The following is a 21346-nucleotide window of genomic DNA, read 5'->3' as shown; positions in this document are numbered from 1 at the left end:
AATGAAAAGCTCAATAATTATTTGTCTGACTTTATTTATCGGCTTCGCTTTCAGCGGTTGCAAGAATAATCAGCAGAGTGAAAGTGCAACTACCTTATCTACGGCAAGCTCATCCGATTCGGTTCACATCGAAGTCAAATACGCACAAGGTTTCAGCGTTTCATATAACGATAACTACCGATTGGTGGATGTTCAAGACCCTCAACACGAAAGCGAGACTGTGTATCGCTATGCGTTAGTCAATCGGGGGCAAAGCCACGAGGGAATACCGAAAGATTACACTATTATAGAGGTTCCCGTTCAGAAGGTTGTTTGCATGACTACTCTTCAATTATCTAATTTTATAAAACTGGATGCTATTGATAAAGTCGTAGGAATGACCAGCACGCATTATTTATTCAACCAACAGATGAAAGACCGTATCAAAAACGGACAGGCCAGCCAGATAGGCATAGAGGGTAATTTTGACAATGAGGTGGTTATGGCACTCGATCCTGACATTATACTTGTATCTCCATTTAAACGTGGAGGGTATGAATCGATCAAGGATCTGAATATTCCTCTGGTGACTTTTCTGGGTTATAAGGAGACTTCTGCTCTTGGGCAAGCCGAATGGATTAAATTTACAGCCATGCTGCTGGGCTTTGAACAACAGGCGAACAGTCAATTCGCAGAGATAGAAAAGAAATATCAAGACCTGATGACTCTTGCTTCTAAAGCGGACAAAAAGCCTATTGTTTTGAGTGGCGAAATGCGTTCGGGCAATTGGTATGTAGTAGGTGGTAAAAGCTTTCTGGCTCAACAATTCCGTGATGCAGGAGCTGAATATTTTCTGAAAGACAATACCGAAACTGGAGGTATAAATATGGATTTCGAATCGGTATATTCTAAGGGAGCAGATGCCGATTTTTGGCGTATGCTCGTAAGTCACGACGGCGACTATTCGTACGAAGCAATGAAGCAAAGCGATGCTCGGTATGCAGACTTTAAAGCTTTTAAAGAGAAGAAAGTGGTATACTGCAATCTTCGTCAGAAACCATTCTACGAAAAAGCTCCTGTTGAACCCGAAGTTGTTCTGGCTGATTTGATAAAGGCTTTTCATCCTGAACTGTTGCCCGATCATAAGCCTGTATATTACGAAATATTGCACTAAATAACGATATCAAATAAATTAAACTCTAAATAAAGATGCTACAATTCAACATTGAAAAACCAAAGGACGAAGTTCGTTCTTATTTACAAGAAAAAATAGATAATCTGACCAAGCCAAAAGGCTCGTTGGGAGTATTGGAAGATTTAGCCATGCAAATTGGTTGGATTCAGCAAACATTAGAACCTAAATTAATTAATCCTCATCATATTGTATTTGCCGGAGATCATGGCATTGCAGCCGAAGGGGTAAGCCCGTCGCCACAGGAAGTAACCTTTCAGATGGTAGCCAATTTCTGGGCAGGAGGTGCGGGTATTAATTTTCTGGCTCGTCAACATAAAATCGAATTACAGATTGTAGATGCAGGGGTTAATTTCGATTTTAAACCCGAAGATCCGATTATCGATAAAAAGATCCGAAAAAGCACCCGGAACTATCTGAATGAGGCTGCTATGACTCACGAAGAAATGGACTTGGCAATACAACGTGGTGCAGATTGTGTACAGGCTTGTTTCGACAAAGGGTGTAACGTTATCGGTTTTGGAGAAATGGGTATTACCAATACTTCAGCATCAGCCTTATGGACAGCTTGTTTGACAGATATTCCATTGAAAGATTGCGTAGGTGCAGGTTGCGATCATACAGGAAATATAATGGAACATAAGTATAATGTTTTGAAACAGGCTAAAGAAAATTATAAGGGGGATAATTCGCCCGAAGATATTATCCGTTACTTTGGCGGTTACGAAATGGTGATGGCTGTAGGTGCTATGCTAAAGGCTGCCGAATTGAAAATGGTCATTCTGGTTGATGGTTTTATTATGACCAACTGCCTGCTTGCTGCATCTAAATTGAATGAAAATGTATTGTATTATGCTATTTTCGGACATCAGGGTGATGAGGCCGGACATAAACTGGTTCTTAAATACTTAAATGCAAAACCTATCCTGCATTTAGGTTATCGATTAGGAGAAGGAACGGGTGCTTTGTGTGCTTATCCCATTGTTGATTCGTCAGTAAGGATGATTAATGAGATGAATTCTTTCAAGAAAATTCAAGTGACGAAATATTTTTAAAGTATATATAACAGACACCAAAGCGAGATGTAAATTTAAACCTACATCTCGCTTTGTTTTTTAGAAAAGGTGTATATCTTTGAGAAAAATAAATTCACACACTAATTTAGGGTCTCAGACCAGATTATTACCGGAGGAGGTAAATTACAATAATAAGTTACAAGATTTAAAATGTAACATTACAGATTTTAGTTACCGACCTGTTTTCTAAATACTATGTCCGACAAGCATTTATACCGAAAATTCTACATCCTATTTTTATTCTGTCTTTTGTCGGTTAGTCTATCGGCGCAAAAAATAGCATCTACGGTCGAGGAAAAAGAATTATTAGAAGCTGTATCCGAGAATTTTCAAACCTTAGCAGAACGTTTATTAAATGAAGGAGGAAATGCCAATCTCACCGATGATTACGGACAAAGCCTACTCATGTTTGCCGCTCGCAATAACAACAAAGAACTGGCAAGCTTATTAATAGAGAAAGGAGCTAAAGTCAATTACCGCATCAAACATAAGTCAGAATACAATAGTGATAAAAATGCTTTAGCCATGCTGATGCTGCAAAATCTCACGGTTCTCGATTACGGCATAGCATCAAAGGATATTTCGATGGTCGATTTTTTGATTGAAGCAGGAGCAAAGCTCGATATTAAAAATAAAGACCTAGGTAGTACAGTAGCCACAGCCTCGCAACGGGGAAACACTAAAATGGTTAGGTACTTGTTAAGTAAAGGGGCTCAGGTATCAGACGAAACCGGCAGGAATTTAATTGTTTGGCATATTATTTTAAAGGCTGATCCTATTTATGGGATTACTAAAACAGATAAGAATACGGACTTCTCTTTAATCAAGATTTGGGATGATTACGGAATATCTCTCGACAATGAAAAATTACTATCATCACCATTAGTCCGCACTGAAAGACATCGAAAGAATATCGTGAATTATATGGCTGCATACCGAGAATGGATTGAGTCGGGAGCCAAAATATCACAAAAGTTAGAGAAAGAGTCCTATGCAAAGCCAATACCAAAGATAGTAAATGAAGATGAGCTGGATCAAGCTATATTCGAGGCAGCGAAGCGTCATAAAGAATACGAAGAAAGAATCCTAAAAGAAAAAGAAGAAGCCGAACAAAAGTATTATAAAGTATGGATAGTTGTATTTATATCATTAGGCGTTATCGCTACCTTAATAATACAACGCCATCGCTTACAGGCTCTTTGGGTTTCGGTCTCTACAATATTGAATACACCTCCTGCCCCTAATAACCGTCCGGTCTCGGTTATTATAAAGCCTCGTCAACCGTCACAAGATAAGCCTGCAGACAATAGAGTGCCTAAAAAACAAGAAAAAGAAAAGAAGACAAAAGCCGGGCAAATACCAATTACTGCAAAAGGATGGACTGTAGATGATACAACCGGAATAGAAGTTCTTTATCTGACTATCGAAGATATGATTAACCCTATCAATCTGAGAAATGAGCACGAAAGGGCTGTCAGAGAAATGATATGGTATATACGGAGATTAGAAAAAATTTCGGAGGAGGAAGCTACTAATATGACAGGTGAAAAAGAGCTTGTCAAGAAATTAAATTCCCTTTGGAAAAGTATTGATCCAAACAATGTACGCGACATTTATAAACGCTCTTTGTATCTTCTTGTCGAGAACTATTCGAAACAGGACAAGAAGGTTGAACCATTCCTCAATCAAATCAGAGTTAAAAAATAAACTTTATCGTATTATTTTACCCTCCTCGTCAATCAGAAAAACAGTCAGCTCACCATCGGGCAGAAGAGGTGTACATACTTCATGACATTTTTGTATAATCAACGAGAAGAATTTAGTCTCGGGGATAATTTCCCATAATTGACGTGCTAAAGTAATATTCTGCATGGCTTCGATGGTTGAGTCTGAGCAACCAGCCTGCACGGCTATATCCGAAAGAAATTCTTTATTCATCACCACTTTTTTGCTGTGCGTATCCAATGAGCCTTCGGCAAGCTTTACGGCTTTTCCGAGCATAATACCCATAGTTACGTATTTAAAGCCCAGATCGGCAGCTATTTTTATTGTTTCACCAATAAAATTTCCGTAGTGAATAAAAGCCTGACCGGGTAATTCTGGATACAGCTGCTTCACGATTTTTTCGCTCTTCGCTCCTGAATTGATTACTACACGCTCGCAATAGAGAGCTTTGGTTACCCCCATCTCTCTGCGTATGGATCGAATGAAAGCATCCGAAGAAAAAGGTTTTACGACTCCCGAAGTTCCTATAATAGATATTCCTCCAATGATTCCTAATTTAGGATTGAATGTCCGCTTGGCTATCTCTTCACCATTGGGAACCGCAATAGTTACATCTACACCGATACGAATACTATGATCGGGCAGTTTATATTGATTGTGACGAAGTACTTTGAATACTTCCCGCTTTATCATCTTTCGAGGTGTTGCGTTGATGGCAGGACCTCCTATCTCCAATCCTAAACCAGGTAGAGTTACAACACCGACTCCTTTTCCCTGTAGAAAATGTACACCTCTTTTTTCCGTATTTAATCGTACAGTTGATGTTATTTCCTGCTTATTGGTTACATCGGGGTCGTCTCCTGCGTCTTTAATCACGATACAAGTAACTTCGTTATCTCCAAAAGTAGTTGCTTCGATAGGTATGTATATCCATTCGCCACTAGGTAGAGTTATGCTTATTTCGTTTAACTGATTGCCTGTTAATAATGCTGTAAGAGCAGCTTTTGTGGCTGCCGTTGCACAAGTTCCCGTAGTATATCCCGTTCTTAACTCGAAAAAATCAGGAACTAACTTTTCTATCATTTTCCGCAATCCATTTTCGCCATGTACAGGAATAAAATGGAGAGATAAGGGCGGACGTTTTACTGCTAAAACAGGGATATTTAATTCTCGGGCAGCCTTTACTTTCTCGTTGAAGCCTCCCGATTCACCACTTTCTTTGGTTATTATTGCTTCGGGTTGTAGCTTCTCGAATAGAGGCGTATCGTCTTCTCCCTGCTGATAATAAATAATCTTTTCGAATGGAAATTGTACTTCATCAACCAATGCTCTTGATTCTTGCCTATCTAATATTCTGAACCAGCAATTATGTGATTGCCAATAGGGTTTTAACTTCACAAGGGTATTTACTCCTGTTAATGCCAGAAGATTATCTATGTTATGTCTTTCGAGGTAATTAATAGCATCGTCATACGAATCGCACCAAATAATATCTTCATCGTGTTCGGGATAGCTTCTTTCGTAACGAACAACGGGGATATTCAATTTCTCGGATACTTTAGCAATTGTCTGATGAAGAACCACTGCAAACGGATGGGCAGCATCTACCAAAAGGCGAATGTTCTTTTCTATACAAATAGCTTCCATCGCATTTTCATCTAATGCTCCTGTCAGACGAGTGCCATTTGCACAAATTATCTCCTGCGATTCGCCTTTAGTCGAATAATAATAAGATTTTGATGCTTCATCGCACACGGTTACTGCATGGCGTCCTTCGGTTGTTCCTCCTAATATAAGTATCATAGTTTTAATGTATCGAGTAGTGTTGCTATACTGTAAACCGATACGGGTTCTTTATCTGATTGAAATATCTTTATTTCTTTATTTTCTCCGTTAGTAACTTCTATATAATCTACCGACTCTATATTTCGGGTAGCTAATATTCCGTTGCGGAGCAGGGCTTTTCGAACCATAGAGTACATTTGCCCATGTCCTGTCAATTTAATCTGTTTGGTATATGTGTTTTCGATTCGAAATAAGCCTGTTTCCTCATCAAATAGAATTCCCTTTCGGGCAAAGAAAGAGGTAAGGTGTCCGCTCAATGACAGGTCTTCGGGAGTGCCTATATTGATGCCCGATTGTTTGTCGATCAACCATATTTTATCAGCAATTTGAAGTGCCAGTTCTAAATCGTGAGTCGATAAGAATATCGTTTTATTGGTTTGACGTGATAATCGATGAAGCAATTGCATAATCTCGACTTTACTCGGAAAATCAAGAAATGCGGTTGGTTCGTCCAAAAAGATAATTGGGGTTTCTTGTGCCAATGCTTTTGTAATCATTACTTTTTGGCGTTCGCCATCGCTTAAGGTATGCATCATTCGGGAGGCAAGGTTTTCGATCTTCACCATCGATATGGCTTTATCCACAATTGCCTTGTCTGTATCGCTGAGTGTTCCCCAAAAGCCAGTATAGGGGCTTCTACCTAAACCGATTAGTTCGCGAGCCGTCATGTTTTTGATATCGCACTTTTCGGTAAGTACTACTCCTATCAAAGTAGAGAGTTGTTTCTCTGAATACGTTTCTATTTCTTTTCCTTCGATATATATTTGTCCGCCGAGTTTGGGTTGAAATGCGGATAATGTCCGAAGTAGAGTTGACTTTCCGATACCGTTTGCTCCTAATAGACAGGTAAGTTCGCCACTGAATATATCTGCATTGATATCCGATGCAACTATCTTTCGGTTATTCTTGGTGAGATACCCAATGGATAAGTTTCTTAGTTGTATGGTTCGTTGTTTATTCACTAATTTCATTTTTTCTTTTTCCGAATAATACAGAAATCACAATAGGTGCACCGATAAGTGCCGTTACCGAGTTGATAGGCAATGCACCTTCCATACCCGGCATACGGGCAATCAGATTGCAAAACAATGATAGAGAAGCTCCTGCCAATGTAACAGCAGGCATAAGTATGCGGTGATCGGATGTCTGAAATATGGTTCTGCACAAATGTGGTACAGCCAGCCCTAAAAATACAATGGGCCCGCAATAGGCGGTAATAATGGCTGTAAGAACACACGAACAAGTAATTACTAATAATCGTGACCGCTTGATATTTAATCCCAAATTGCGTGCATAACTTTCGCCCAATAGCATGAGGTTAAGTGTTTTTATGAGAAGAAAAGACAGGGGTATCAACACAAGCATAATGCCTGCAAATGTATACACCTGATCACCTGACACTTTAGAGAAGCTACCTAACCCCCAGATAACATACGCCCGTACATCTTCATCGTTACTAAAAAACTTAAGTACACCTATTATGGCACTTGCAATATAACCTATCATCACACCGATAATCAGAAGAATTACATTCCCTCTTATCCGTTGCGAAATGGCTATAATAATAGCCATAACCGCAAATGCACCCACAATGGCTGCAAACGAAATGGCTACCTCTCCAAAGAATCCGACTTTGCTGAGGGCAACACCTCCCAAACTTCCAGATAGTAATATCATAAGAGCAACACCTAAGCTTGCCCCCGAACTTATACCCAATTCGGAAGGCCCTGCCAACGGATTTCTGAATGCGGTTTGCATTTGCAATCCGCTAATGGCTAATCCTGCTCCTGCAAATAATGCGGTTATGGTTTGTGGAAATCGTGATTTCCAGACTATATTTTGCCAGATAACAGGTTCGTCCCCCGTATGCCAGATAATATTCCAAATGGAGCGAAGGGGAATTGATATAGTTCCCAGTATGAGATTCAGTAAAAAGAATACCACAATAGAAACCAATATGATTGTAAATGATGTAAAATGCTTTTTGTTCATTTTATTTGGTATAGGTAACAACAAATATTTAATACTGTATTACAGACAATTAAATAAGTCTGAGACCTTACTTTCTAAATAAATGTTTAAACTGATTAGAGTATAATTTCGATAAGCCTTCACGGTTACCGATTGCTTCACCCACAACAATCATAGTAGTTAAGGTCAGATTGTTTTCTTTGATAATCTTTGCTAAATCCTTTAACTCGCCCCGATAGATACGCTCATCTTTCCATGTCAGTTTATAGCATGCTGCTACGGGTGTTGTAGGTGGATAATGTACTAATAATTCTTCCTGAACTTGATCTACAATAGTTGCACTGAGGAATATACACATGGTACTTTGCGATTGAGCCAGCAAGTGCAATTTTTCCTTTTCGGGCATGGGCGTTCTCCCCTCCCCTCGAGTCAATATAATAGTCTGCACTTTCTCGGGAATGGTGAATTGCGATTCCAAAGCGGCAGCCGCAGCCAAAAAGGAAGATATGCCGGGAGTAATATGATACGACATTTTATATTCATCAAAAAATGCCATCTGCTCTTGTATAGCTCCGTAAATACATGGGTCTCCGGTATGCAGACGAACTACTAATTTTCCTTTGTCATAAAACTCTTTCATGATTGAAAATTGCTCCTCCAAATCCATCGAAGCCGAACTTCTTACCACTGCCCCTTGCTTGGCACAATAAGTAAGTTCGACAGGTACAAGGCTTCCTGCATAGAGGATCAAATCGGCTGCTTCCAGAAAGTAACGACCTTTTACCGAAATCAAATCGGGGTCACCGGGACCTGCTCCTACTATTTCGATATGTCCTTGGCGAATAGCTTCCTTGTCAATAGCAATAGCAAACGTAAAATCGTTACCCGCACTTAAAACCGCTTTTTGCTTTTCTAAGATAAGCGGACCTCCATTGGCACTTTTAATTGCGGTAGCTTCCGATACACTCGAGACAGAAGTTACTTCTTTTACTTTTTGAGAAGGGTTGGGTACTTCTATGTCTTTCAGTTCATCAGCAGAGTAAATATTAACAGTAATATTCTTAAAGAAGACCTGAATATCTTCTAATAAAGCTTCATCTTTTTTCAGATCAATAGAAGAAATGTCTTTTATAGAAGACATAGCAATATTCAATCCCTTTATTTCTGTAGAAAGATAATCCGTAATGCCTTTAGGGTCGCAGTCTTTACGACATCCAACACCCAAGTGTAACACTTTGGGATGATAATAAATTACCTGAATACCTGCATCGGGATAAAGATAAGGTGTTACGGCTATCAGCAATTCATATTTATGCAAGTTAATATCCTCGTATTTATAGTATACATCAACATGCTCGGGTGTTGTACGCTCTAGATATTTTGTCCCTTCATCATTAATATCGAGTAAGAGAGCTGTCTGTTTTTTATTAACAAAAGAGGTCAACGGATAATTAAAGTTAGCCGCATTAGAATCAGTCACCCATCCGAATTTATTTCCTATAGTATCTAATGCCCAGAGGTTTGTATTATCGCTTTGAGTCGTAATTACCGCCTCGCCACCAATAATATTAGCTATTTGTTTCGATAGATCATTGGCACCACCAACATGACCCGACAAAACCGAGACTACATATCGCCCCGTACTGTCGATATTTACAACAGCAGGGTCGGTGTATTTATCTACAATATAAGGGGCTATGCTTCGCACACAAATACCCATCGCACCAATAAAAATGAGAGATTCTACTTTATTGAATAGTTCTTCTACGCAGTCATTTATTGATGATATCTGAACTGTACCTTCAATTTCGGCTTTGGTATAGATCCGTGCATTTGCTAAATCTTTCTTTATAGTTTGTGCTAACGCTAGGCTACTTTCTGAGGTTAGTATGATTGCTGTTTTTGTCATTGTCTATCTATTTTTATTGCTTTCATTACATCAATTGCATTGAAATCGTCTACTTTAATTGTTATACTTTGTTCTAGTTTCAAACCATTATTTTTTATGGCATCTAAAAACATATTGCGACTTTCGTCCGATACCGAATTGAATACAATTACCCCATTGGGGTTCAGAACTTCGGTAAGTTTCGCCACTATCTCATTCATTTTACCACCATGTCCTCCAATAAACACCGCATCGGGGGCAGGTAATCTGGATACATCAGTCTGAGTAAAATCACCTATAAGTGCAGTTATACCGGGTGTACCAAATCTGCGAGTATTGGTCTGCATTAATTCTGTCCCTTCGCTCCTTTGCTCGAATGCAAAAATATCGAGATGAGGAAACTGCATTTTAGCTTCTACTGAAACCGATCCTGTACAAAAACCGACATCCCAAAATACCGACTTATCTCTCAAATCTAATAAACTAAGGGATAGTAACCGGATCGGCATTTTAGTTATCATTTTTGCTCTTCCATTCAATAAATGAAAGTCTGTTTCGGGAATACCAAACGGACGATTTCGTGTCTCGGTCTTTATCAAGATCAGATTATTGGGAAATTGAAAGGTCTTATCTACAACGTCTTTCAGTTCTAAAGTCGAGACTTTCTCTTTTTCCTTATTACCGAGTAATTCACCAATATTCATGATGTAGTTATCATACCCATATTCCAGCATTCGTTCTGCAATAGCCGATGGAATATGTTCTTTGTTATCGGTCAACACTCCTATTTTGGGTTGTCCTTCGATCAAAGCCTGATCGAATTTCAACCAAGGACGCCCCGTCAGCGAAACAATATGCATATCCTGATAAGGCAACACCAAACGATGAGCCAACATTTGCAATGAATTGAACGAAGGGTATAACATAATTTCAGCCTCAGACATTTCCCGCTGAATGGTATTTGCAAATCCAAAGAAAAGAGGATCACCTGAAGCAAAAACAACTATTTCATGATGCGACTGGTATTGTTGAAATACATTTTTCAAAGGCACAACTATATCAATCCATATATATTCTATGGGTAGAAATGGTTCTGCAATTTCATGATGACGTGCTCCTCCCGAAAAAACAGTATGAGCACTTATCACCTTCTTTATTTCGGGTGAGAAATATTGTTGCTGATTATCATCAATACCTATTACGTAAAATCTCATATTAGATTGATTTATCGGGCGAATAATTATTCGCCTCCACTATTTTATACTTCATGCAAAATCAGTTATTAAAATTAAGTATTCAATTTTACTAACGCACCCTTATGGGTTTGTTTTTCATTTTACCTTGATGCAAAACGAAACAAAAGATCAAGACTGTGCCTCTTGCCCGACCCACCACGGACTCGAAAGCTAAAACAAAAGAAAACGTTTGCGAACCATATCCTTTTGTTTCTTAACGCTTTCTTAGCCTGGCGGGTGCCCCGTGCAATCGACAAGGTCGTAAACCTGACGGACGATATTCCGTTTTGCGTGCGTCAGCCTCGGTGCGTGAGTGGTGCAGCCGTTGTCAGACCAGCGAAGTGAGCGTAAAACTGAACGTGCCGATAGGCAATAGGTTTAGTTTAGCTCACAAGTGTAGTCTGGCAGGCGAACCACGGGGCACAAAGCCTTTTTGATTTCTTTTGCGGCTTTGGGCAAAAGAAATACAAGCAATCTCTGATTGCGCGTAGTAAAAACTATAATTTAAAAAAACGCATATTATCAACTATAACTCACACATCTCTACCCGGTTTTAATTGTTCTGCATCATCAAAAGTAAGAATTGAATTGACAAGTGTTGCCGCTAAATTACTACCACCTTTTCGTCCTTCGATAATTATTTTCGAGATATTTTTAAATGGTTTAGTCATGTGTTTCGATTCACGCACATTCACAAACCCCACGGGTGCAGCAATAATGCCGATGGGATTTGCTTTGCCTTTACGTACCAATTCGCACAACTCTATTAAGGCTGTCGGAGCATTACCAAAAGCATACAAAGCATCCGGATATTCCTCTACTGCCAAACGAATTCCTGCTTGTGTACGGGTAATACCTTTAGATTGTGCCAGCTCGGCAACACGAGGGTCATGCAGATAACATTTCGCCTCTATGCCCATACGTTCCAAAGCCCCTTTGCGGATGCCCGAAACGACCATAGTAACATCGGTGATAATGGTTCGAACGGTTCCTTCGGTAAATTCTTTGTAGAGATTGGCTACTGCATTTTCATCTGTATAGAGAACATCTTCCATATCAAAATCGGCAGTAGTATGTGTTGCATGAAGCAATGCCCATTTCTTATCGAGTGGTATATCCTTGTTCTTCAATTCGCTTTCGATGGTTCTGAAACTGCGGATCATTATATCCTGTCCCAGACTTTTAGCTCCTTCGACCTCATCTTCTCGATAATATCCTCGAGGCGTGATTATTTTATCTTCCTGAAAACGGTACGACTGCGAATTACCGATAATGACAATCGTAAACATATCTACGTCTTCGGGGTCAAATTCGCCGAGTGTAGTAACTTTCACTTCCTGCTCGTCACGACCTGCCTGACGCACATATCCAATCGGTGTATCGGGCGAACGGTCTTTGAGAAACAATTCTACCAATCGGTATAATTGCCAGTATCTGCCATTGCTTTTAGGGTTATAAATAGCTGTCACAAAATCGGCTGATGAGGCTGCTATTATACGCTTTTCGATTCTGTCCCAAGGCGTCATTAAATCGGACATTGATATAATGCAGAAATCGTGACCGATGGGTGCTCCCAAAATAGCAGCCGCTTTCTGAAAGGCACTGATACCGGGCAATACTTCAACCTCGATATCGCTTTGCTTTTCCTTTTTCATCTCATAGATGAGAGGAGCCATGCCGTAAATACCCGAATCGCCCGAACTGATTACACAAACGGCATTACCTTCTTCTGCATAGCGAAATGCTTCTTCGGCTCGTTGACGTTCTTTCTTCATGCCCGTATCTATACATTGTGCATCGGGTTTTACAAAATCGGTGATAAACTGAAAATAATATTTATACCCCACAATCACATCCGAAACTTTTACGGCTTCGAGTACTGCCGGGGTTATATCTTCTTTTGATCCGGGACCTATACCGGCTACTATAATTTTTCCTTTTATCATATTTATACTTTTTTTATTTTACAATTCTGCTTCCATTTACGTCTAAAAAACTTCCAACTCAACCAAACTCCTGTACCGGAAACAATGATACAACCGATGGATAATGTCCACAAAACCACAGTCCAGAGAACAGGTCTGTCCATCAGCCATTTGATATGGAAATAATGTAATGCCTGAAACATCCATTTACGAGCTTTACGGTTCTGATTGAGGTATTTATAATCGCCTGTTTTTGCATTTATATAATAGAGGATCTTGTCTGCATCGGAAACCTCTACTTTATAGGCTGGTAAACCCAAATCCCGTTTCCAAGGCAAATAATAGTCTTCATACTCGCTTATCAGTTTCACGGTAAAGGCAACACTATCACCATGAATAGCACGTATTGATTTTTCGACCGCCTCATAAGGTAAAAATAACTCCTTAGCTTCGTTTGAGGAGGCATCTATAAAAAGAGTCTGGTTACCTGCAACAATTTCATAGATAGGTATCCCCTGAAAATGAGTCCACTCTATTTGCTTCAGTTCGGGATAAGTCTGTTTCAATAATTTATAGTCAAACTGATACTTATCGAGGGATATTCTTTTGCCTTTTATTTTCATGGGGATTTTATATTCCTCATGCGTTTTCACCATCCATTGAGGTACTTTTCGCAACGACATGACTCCGCTAAATGCCCAAGAGAGAAGAAATATCCCGAAGATCATACCCACTACATGATGCCACCAATACCAACGCTTTCGATAAGGACTTTCGAACTTCGCTTTTCGCTTATATCTTCTGTAATAAGCATCTACTCCAACATATACACCAGCTAAACACATCACGAGTCCGAGCGAAGCCAATACAGTAATAGTAAGTATCCACGTTTGTGTATGTTTACGTAATGCAGGTACATAAAAGGTATGCGGAATAAAGCCTACCCACGACCAAAATCGGCTATCTTTATCGGTAAATTGTTGTACCTCTCCACTTTGGGATGATATGTACAATTGATGTTTCTCATCATCGGCAAAATAAAACTTATAGATCGGCAGCTCCTTTTCATACTTGCTGTACATGATCCATTGCTCCAATTCTTTCAGAGTATCAACCCTTTCGATGGGTGCATTGCTCCATGCTTTTGCTATATTTTCGATTGCCTGATAGTTTAAAGGCTTTACTTTCTCGGTAGTATCGGCATTGAATACATATTCGTTTTCTTTAGTAGATATGGATAGCAGTGTCTGCCCCTGCAATTGACTCAATTGCATTTTTCGGACAGATACGCCCTCCGGCAATTTGTTTACAAGAGTCATAATATCGGGCAGAGAATCTGGCAAAATCTCGAGCCTCTGATTCTTTTCTTCTTGGGTTACATTCGGAAAAGGATGGTACACCAAAACCAATCCTGTAATAAACCACATTAGGAACAGTAGGCTAACTACTGCTCCCAATACCCTGTGGATGAAATATATAAACTTTCGTATCATTATTCTTTACAATTCTTTTTTGTTAATCGTTTAAACTTTCGTCGCAGGTATTTATAACTGAGTAAGACACCGCTTAACGACACCAACGTTCCGCCGATCATAATTACCCACATAACCATATTCCACAGAATGGGATGTTCTGCCAAAAACTTAAAGTTGAAGCTATGCAATCCCTGATACATCCATTTGTGCATGCGTGATTTTGTAGTGAAAGAACGTACATCTCCCGTTTGAGGATTCACATAATAAGTCGTTCTGTCTGCATCATCTATATCTATTTTGTAAACGGGCAATGGTAATTTATTCTTACGATCGACATAATAGTTATCGTATTCGGTCATTACCGACACAGCAATCGGTTCTTTATGTTGACTCGTATATTTATCTTTTACAACTTGCTCCGTAAGAATGAGTGGAGTTATATTATTTGCAGAAGCATCCAACACATAGGTACTATCGGTAGTTACGACTTTATAGATCGGAGTATTGTCAAAGCCTGTCCACTCAAGAGACTTTACATCATTGGCATAGTATAATAAGATCGCCCGATAATCTAATTGATAGGCTTGTGTTTTTAACATGGATGAAGAGCCGAACATTCCTCGTCTGCCCGATGGTTTACTTTCCTTGATAATCCAATCGGGAATACTTGCCAATGACATCATCCCACTAAATACAAAAGTGAAGACGAATATCCCAAAGACGAAACCTAATACATGATGCCATTTATAAGAGAACTTTCGGTAAGGTGTGCCTAGTTTCTTCTTCCTTCGATATTGCTTTACGAGCATATAAATACCCAGACCAAATCCTAATAGGCACATAACAGATCCTAAACCCGACAACCAAATAACGGTAGTATTCCATAATTCTCCGTCCTGACGCAGCGAAGTAAAATAAACCCAATGTGGAATAGCTCCCAACCATGCCCAAAAGCGACTGTTTTTATCGGTAAACTGTAGAGCCTCTCCCCTACGTGACGATATATAAAGCTGATGCTTTTCGGAATCTCCAAAGTGAAATTTATAGATAGGCATATCTTTTGCCAATCGGTTAAAAGGTATCCATTGATCTACTTCACTTAGTGTATCTACTTTCACAATATCAGCAGAACACCATTTCTGGGCATAATTTTCGATTTGTGCATAGCTTACTTTTCGAATAAACTCGCTCGAATCGGCAACAAGATTATAGCTGCTGTCTTTGGTTGAGATTTCAAAAGCCGATTGTCCGTAACTTGTTATTTTCAGGTTGATTTTTTGAATCGAAGTATCCGGATAAATGCGGTTAAGCACCTCCTCTATTTCGGGCATATCAGCAGAAAGTATACCTATTGCTCGGTTACGGTCTTGCGGTGTTACTCTCGGAAAGTTGTGATAAATCATCACAAAACCCGACAAAAACCACATAAGGAATAGGATACAGAGGCAAGTCCCCAGCACCCTGTGAATAGAATATATGATTCTTTTTAGCATATTATCTTAGAGAATAAGCCATTGTAAGCAAAAAATTACGAGGCATACTTGGAACCATCTGAGAGCCTAACGACTGATTGAAATATTCTTTATCGAATACATTATTTACATTTGCCGAAAGGCGAACGTTATTTTTCAACTTATACGAAACACCCATATCAACTAACCAATACGATGGGTATTCAGACGTATTATCGGTATTGCGATATACTTTATCCATAGACGAAGCGGTAGCCACAAAACCCAAGTTCTTAAATACTCCTTTTTGTATAAGATAATTGGCTGCTGCGAAGAATGTATTTTTAGGAACACCGGTCAACATATTTCCTTTTTGGGTTTCGGTTTCCATATACTCATTGGTTTTTAAGTCACGAATAGTAGCATCCGTATATGCATACCCTAGCATGACATTAAGTCCTTGTGCAGGAAAAACAGTAATATCCAGATCGAAACCTTTGGATTCAGACGAACCTACCTGACCCACTACCGATTTGGTGATTCCGTCTTCATCAACAACACCCGTTTTTAAGGTTTTCTTTTCATTATTCTTTATGATATAAAACACACTACCTGTTGCCTGTGCATATTTTCCCAGATTATAACGAACTCCTAATTCACCTTGGTAACCGGTTTGAGGTTTAAATATTTCTTTGCCTGCCGTTGGAAAAAACCTGTTACCATTTGCATCGACATAGATTACATTTTCAGCATAGAAATCACGATAAGGATTAAAGAACGAAGCCATTGAACCATATAATGAAAGGTCTTTTGTCGGGATATAAACAACACCTGCACGATAGGTAAACGACGATGTATTATTAATGCTGTATGCCGTTTGTTCCGATCGGTGATATTGTCTTTCGCCATCGTACGTAGGTGCTGTTGCCCGCATATACTTAAAGAAATCGTAACGTCCTGCCAACATCACTTTCCATTTATCATCGAGTTCCACTAAATCCTGAAAGTAGATACTGTGCATATAACTTTTAGTGATATTGGCCTTGCTGAAAGAGGTATTCATATAACCCATACTTTGAGGATTATTTACTGCCAAATGTGAATAAAGACCGGGACCATACACATCGTATTTGCTATTAAGCGGATCGTTTACGGGTGCCAGATTATACCCTGTATACGAGTTACGATTCATTTGCGAAAATGTATATCCTCCGATGAAATTATGCTTAATACTTCCTGTATAAAAGCTTCCCGACAAGTCGAATTGATTGCTAAATGTTTTCGCCATATGAGAAAAACGCAGGGGAGATGCCAGATATACGGTATCGAGACAGATATATTTGCGAATTTCGTCTCCTGCTTTATTCTTGGTGAGATAGAAATGATCATAAATAGCATCGTTACTCTCCAGATATTTTAGACTTTCTGTTCCGAAATAATTAATATCATCGTCATAATACGAAGCGTAATTTTGAAGTTTCAGATTGTCGCCAAACTTTTTATCGTATTTCATGGTAACATTCCATCCGTAGTTTTGGAAAAAATCGGACTGACTGTTGTAACGCGATTCTCTATTCAGCCCCGATTGCATCTGACCTTTTTGAAGAAACAGAGTTCCATCTTTGCTGTACACATCGTTTGTAATATTAGGTGGTAAACCTATCTCTGTACCATACCAGTCACGGTTGAATCCTCCACGAACATCAATGTTACTTGTGGCATCTATTTTAGAGGCTAAGGCAAAATAACCCGAGAAACGTTTGTTTCCGTTATCCCTCCATCCGTTCTGATCGGCATAATTGAGTAATGCTCTATAATTGACCGATTTGTATAGCTTTCCGCCAAAATCCATGGTAGCTTGTTTGTTCTCCCAACTTCCATACGCCATACGAGCATTCACCACATTGTAAGGAGTAGGCGATTTTCTGACAATATTGAGAACTCCACCGATAACGGATTGTCCGTAAAGAACCGATGCCGGTCCTTTCAATAATTCCATCGACTCGATATCCGTAAGATCAGCCACAGGATAAGAGTTTATCATAGTTCGTTCATCCCTTATACCATCCACCATGATGGGGGTATAATTAAAACCTCGAACCGTAAGGGTTTGAAATGCTCCGTAAGAGGTTTGCATACGCACACCGGGAAGAAATTTTACAGCGTCTTCGATATTGGTAATTCCTCGTATTTCAAGGTCTTTGAAAGACACTGTATTTATGGTCATCGGCAGATATTCGATGGGAACATCCAACTTGCCTATTTCTACTTTTTTTCTACTGAAATCTACTACTTCTACTTCACTGATAGAATACACTGTATCTACCATGCTCTTATTTTGAGCTGACATAACAACCGCTGCCATCAATGCGATAGCAGAAAAAATTATTTTTTTCATGATTTCCTTATATATTGGGAATATCTATATGTTTTGAGAAAAAAGGGTTGACGCCCCTACTACATCTTTTCACCGGTAACTTCATAGATAGCTTTTTTTTCCATGATACCGATTTTACGATGTCCTGAGATAAACTTCAAATGGGAAATGTATAGATCCTGTATTTCGGGATTTTGTCCCAATCCTTCCATTTTCACATCCACCGAATAGCCTTCTTTCTCCAGATCTGTTTTCCAGTCCTCGGCAATGTCATTTTTGGCGTGCTCTCCGGCAACAAACATAAGAGGTACAAGTACGACTCTTTTCAATCCCGATGCTTTCAATTGTTGCAACATATCGTCATAAGACGGGTATCCTTCGATAGTTCCCACAAAACAATTTTTATGTCCTTTAGCTTTCAGCATGTAATCGAGCATTGCATATTGTGCGGTATTAGAATCATAGGTTCCATGCCCTACCCAAACATAAGCAGTTTGGGAATCAATATCTTTGGTTAATACATTTATCAGGTTTTCGTAATCTTCGGGACTGTACAACAAGGGATCGCCAATTCTGATTTCTTTGAATTGCGATTGCACTTCGGCAATATCCTTCTGCAAAGATTCCATTTCCACACCATCAATTATAGTAGAGGTTTGTACCAAAACATAGGTATACCCCTCCTTCTGTAATTGGTTCAGAACATCCAACGGTTTTTGTTTTACGATTCCTCTTTCTCCCAGACGCTTAATTACTATACGTGCCGTATATGCTTCACGCAGTTCTACATCGGGAAACTCTGCCTGAGCTTTTTTATTCATAGCATCTATGGTTAAAGAACGGGTATCGTCGTGTGTCGTTCCAAAGTGTACCATCAAGATGGCAACTTTATCGCCCGCTTGCACATTCTCAAAAATATCAGAATGCTCGTGGTTTTTCCCACCATGCGCAGATACGTTCAGTACCGAAGCAATGATTGATAATATAAGAAACAGATTTTTCATTACTTTTTAAACTTTAAGGTTAAGCTCGCAAATACGGTTCTTCCCGGTGAAGTAGTTGCATATTTACTCCCGAAAGGTTTTTCATCTCTGAAATTAAATATATTCTCGATTCCGAATCCGGGTTCAAAAATCAGATTCTTTGCCCCTGTAAAAGAATGGCTGGTTGCCAGATTCCACAACTGGAAAGGACGTGCATTCATATCTGTGTAATATGTCTCGCTCTGTAAACGACTATTCAGGTTCACATTCAATCGGTAGCTTTTCCATTCTTTCATCCAGTTTCCGTTCAGAATTCCTGTATGGCGGCTCGACCCGAACAATGGCTTGTTATCTATCCTGTTACGTGCATCCAAATAACTGTAATTGATTCCTATCGAAAATCCATCGCCCAGAAAAGTATTTATGGCGACATCTACGCCTTGTGTACGGGCTTTCGATACATTATTATACATATAACGGGTTTTGATTCCGCCTGCTTCATCCTCCGGAGTCAAGGGTTGTACCTGCCTGTCGATAATATCTTTTATATTATTGATGTAGCCTGTTATCGAAAATGTAAAATGATCGCTGATGTATTCGGTATTCAAAGAGAAGTAATTAGACCGTTCGGGTTTCAGGTTAATATTTCCCTGACTAACCATACTTCCCGAGATCTTATCATAATATAACTCCTGCAAATTGGGTGCCCTGAATCCCATTGCATACGATGCTCTGAAATTGAAATGATCCAAAGCATACATAGCCGAAGCTTTTGGAGTAAACTTATTCTTGAATGTCTCGTGATGAAGCAAACGGAATCCAGCAACTACCGAGAGACGCTCTATGACTTTAATTTCATCCTGAGCATAAAATGCCATCGTATATGCAGATTTTGATTCAGCCAAGCTTTCGGGGTTCTTCATGTACTCATTCATAAAGTCCAAACCCGTATTCAGTTTGTTATTTTCGCCCAGGCTAAATACCCCTTTTACGGTGGTATTAAAAAGACGTTGACGCTTGGTTAGATCACGATCTCCGGCTTCAAACTTTCCTGACTTTTTGAGGTAATCTTTATAGTATTCGTAGTTATCAAAATAGCTGTCGAAGGTGATGTAATTGATATGTTTTCTGAAATGATAATCGCCGCCCAAAGCAAAATTATAATCTTTGTAAAACATATCGTAAACATAATCAGCATAGGGACGGTCTGTTTTTTTATCGAAGTAAACCCCTTTGGTATAAACTGACGATTTCTTTGTCGGATTGTATACAAATTTCTGAGAAACCGTATTCGAGTGATAAGCTGCCATAGCCTGCTTTCCTGTTTCGACCAAAGTATCACGAGTAGGCTTGCTTAATGATTTTATTTCATACGGACTCAATTGCCATCCCTCGGTCTGCCTGCGTTGGTAAGTGGTTTGCGATATAAATTTACCAACCTTAAAACCAACGTTCGCATTCTGATTGAATTGACCGTATTTGGATATCCGTGTAGCGGAAACAATATCCATCGAGTTCTGAGGAGTATTGGTTATAATATTAATTACGCCTCCCATTGCTTCGGATCCGTAAAGCGACGATGCACCTCCTTTTACCACCTCTATGCGTTTGATATTACTCATGTCGATACGCTCCAGATCGTTGTCTCCTCCAACATCACCGGCTAGACGCTTACCATCGACCAGAATCAGTACTTGCTTGTTTCTGAGTCCGTTCATCACTATATTGTAAGCACCTTTGGTATTAATGGAAGTAGATAAAGCCGATATGGCATCTTCGAAGTTGAGAGCTCCCGTATTAGCAATTTCTTTAGCAGTTATTACTTCAACAGGAACGGGAGTGTCTTTCAAGCGGTGATAGGTTCCTGTTCCGGTCACAACCACCTCATTGAGGTTTAAATAAGATTTTTTCAGCCGGATAAGCAGATTGTTATCCGTACGGCTTACATCGTGTTTTTGGGTCTCGAAGTCCATACGACTCGTCCGCATTACATACTCACCATTGGGCACATCTTTGAATACAAATTCGCCCTTGCCGTTAGTCACTGCACTGATTGTCGTTTTCTCCAAACGTACCGTTGCACACAATACAGGTTGCCCGTCCTCATCAACAACTTTTCCTTGCAAAGTCATCTGAGCCAAAGCAACACTTACTACACAGCACCCCAGTGCCGTCAGCAATAGTTTCTTTCTCATTTAAGAATGAAAATAAATTGTTTATAAAA

Annotated in this window: 14 protein-coding genes; 3 read left to right on the top strand and 11 right to left on the bottom strand. The window is 39.5% G+C overall.

What is annotated here, in order from left to right; genetic code table 11:
- The first annotated feature begins 1 nt into the window (after window position 1).
- The 3 genes from G7050_RS11360 to G7050_RS11350 all read left to right on the top strand — a co-directional run bounded on the left by G7050_RS11360 (window position 2) and on the right by G7050_RS11350 (window position 3954).
- Window positions 2-1153, top strand: a complete 1152-nt coding sequence (locus G7050_RS11360) for an ABC transporter substrate-binding protein (protein ID WP_166115455.1) — start codon at window positions 2-4, stop codon at window positions 1151-1153.
- 35 nt (window positions 1154-1188) lie between these two features.
- Window positions 1189-2226 carry a nicotinate-nucleotide--dimethylbenzimidazole phosphoribosyltransferase gene (gene cobT / locus G7050_RS11355; protein ID WP_166115453.1) on the top strand — a complete coding sequence of 346 codons (1038 nt, stop codon included), beginning with the start codon at window positions 1189-1191 and terminating at the stop codon, window positions 2224-2226.
- Between the two features lie 216 nt (window positions 2227-2442).
- Window positions 2443-3954: an ankyrin repeat domain-containing protein gene (locus G7050_RS11350; protein ID WP_166115451.1), complete on the top strand. Its 1512-nt coding sequence runs from the start codon at window positions 2443-2445 to the stop codon at window positions 3952-3954.
- Between the two features lie 3 nt (window positions 3955-3957).
- Here G7050_RS11350 and cbiD read toward each other — a convergent pair whose 3' ends face one another.
- The 11 genes from cbiD to G7050_RS11295 form a co-directional block, all read right to left on the bottom strand.
- Complete coding sequence (gene cbiD / locus G7050_RS11345; RefSeq protein ID WP_166115449.1) at window positions 3958-5775, bottom strand: cobalt-precorrin-5B (C(1))-methyltransferase CbiD; 1818 nt, start codon at window positions 5773-5775, stop codon at window positions 3958-3960.
- Window positions 5772-6788, bottom strand: coding sequence for an ABC transporter ATP-binding protein (locus tag G7050_RS11340; RefSeq protein ID WP_166115446.1), 1017 nt, complete (start codon window positions 6786-6788; stop codon window positions 5772-5774). Before G7050_RS11340 ends, cbiD begins: the two co-directional genes overlap by 4 nt.
- Window positions 6772-7809, bottom strand: coding sequence for an iron ABC transporter permease (locus G7050_RS11335; protein ID WP_166115442.1), 1038 nt, complete (start codon window positions 7807-7809; stop codon window positions 6772-6774). The genes G7050_RS11340 and G7050_RS11335 overlap by 17 nt, the downstream gene beginning before the upstream one ends.
- A gap of 67 nt (window positions 7810-7876) precedes the next feature.
- A complete protein-coding gene (gene cobM, locus G7050_RS11330) occupies window positions 7877-9697 on the bottom strand; it encodes a precorrin-4 C(11)-methyltransferase (protein WP_166115440.1) in 1821 nt (606 codons plus the stop codon).
- Window positions 9694-10890: a precorrin-6y C5,15-methyltransferase (decarboxylating) subunit CbiE gene (gene cbiE / locus G7050_RS11325; RefSeq protein ID WP_166115438.1), complete on the bottom strand. Its 1197-nt coding sequence runs from the start codon at window positions 10888-10890 to the stop codon at window positions 9694-9696. Before cbiE ends, cobM begins: the two co-directional genes overlap by 4 nt.
- A gap of 554 nt (window positions 10891-11444) precedes the next feature.
- Entirely contained in the window at window positions 11445-12857 is a 1413-nt protein-coding gene (cobJ, locus tag G7050_RS11320) for a precorrin-3B C(17)-methyltransferase (RefSeq protein WP_166115436.1), read from the bottom strand.
- A gap of 2 nt (window positions 12858-12859) precedes the next feature.
- Window positions 12860-14329, bottom strand: coding sequence for a PepSY-associated TM helix domain-containing protein (locus G7050_RS11315; RefSeq protein WP_166115434.1), 1470 nt, complete (start codon window positions 14327-14329; stop codon window positions 12860-12862).
- Window positions 14329-15804, bottom strand: a complete 1476-nt coding sequence (locus tag G7050_RS11310) for a PepSY domain-containing protein (RefSeq protein WP_166115432.1) — start codon at window positions 15802-15804, stop codon at window positions 14329-14331. The genes G7050_RS11315 and G7050_RS11310 overlap by 1 nt, the downstream gene beginning before the upstream one ends.
- 1 nt (window position 15805) lies before the next feature.
- Window positions 15806-18160: a TonB-dependent siderophore receptor gene (locus tag G7050_RS11305; protein WP_166115430.1), complete on the bottom strand. Its 2355-nt coding sequence runs from the start codon at window positions 18158-18160 to the stop codon at window positions 15806-15808.
- Between the two features lie 59 nt (window positions 18161-18219).
- The gene (locus G7050_RS11300; RefSeq protein WP_166115427.1) at window positions 18220-19143 is read right to left on the bottom strand and encodes a sirohydrochlorin cobaltochelatase; all 924 of its coding nucleotides are present in this window, start codon (window positions 19141-19143) and stop codon (window positions 18220-18222) included.
- On the bottom strand, window positions 19143-21317 hold the full coding sequence (locus G7050_RS11295; RefSeq protein ID WP_166115425.1) for a TonB-dependent receptor: 2175 nt from the start codon (window positions 21315-21317) through the stop codon (window positions 19143-19145). Before G7050_RS11295 ends, G7050_RS11300 begins: the two co-directional genes overlap by 1 nt.
- Between the last annotated feature and the right edge of the window lie 29 nt (window positions 21318-21346).

The sequence above is a fragment of the Dysgonomonas sp. HDW5A genome, from assembly GCF_011299555.1.
Taxonomy (GTDB): domain Bacteria; phylum Bacteroidota; class Bacteroidia; order Bacteroidales; family Dysgonomonadaceae; genus Dysgonomonas_A.
The sequence above is the reverse complement of the archived record's forward strand: the minus strand, read 5'-3'. Positions and strand labels throughout refer to the sequence as shown.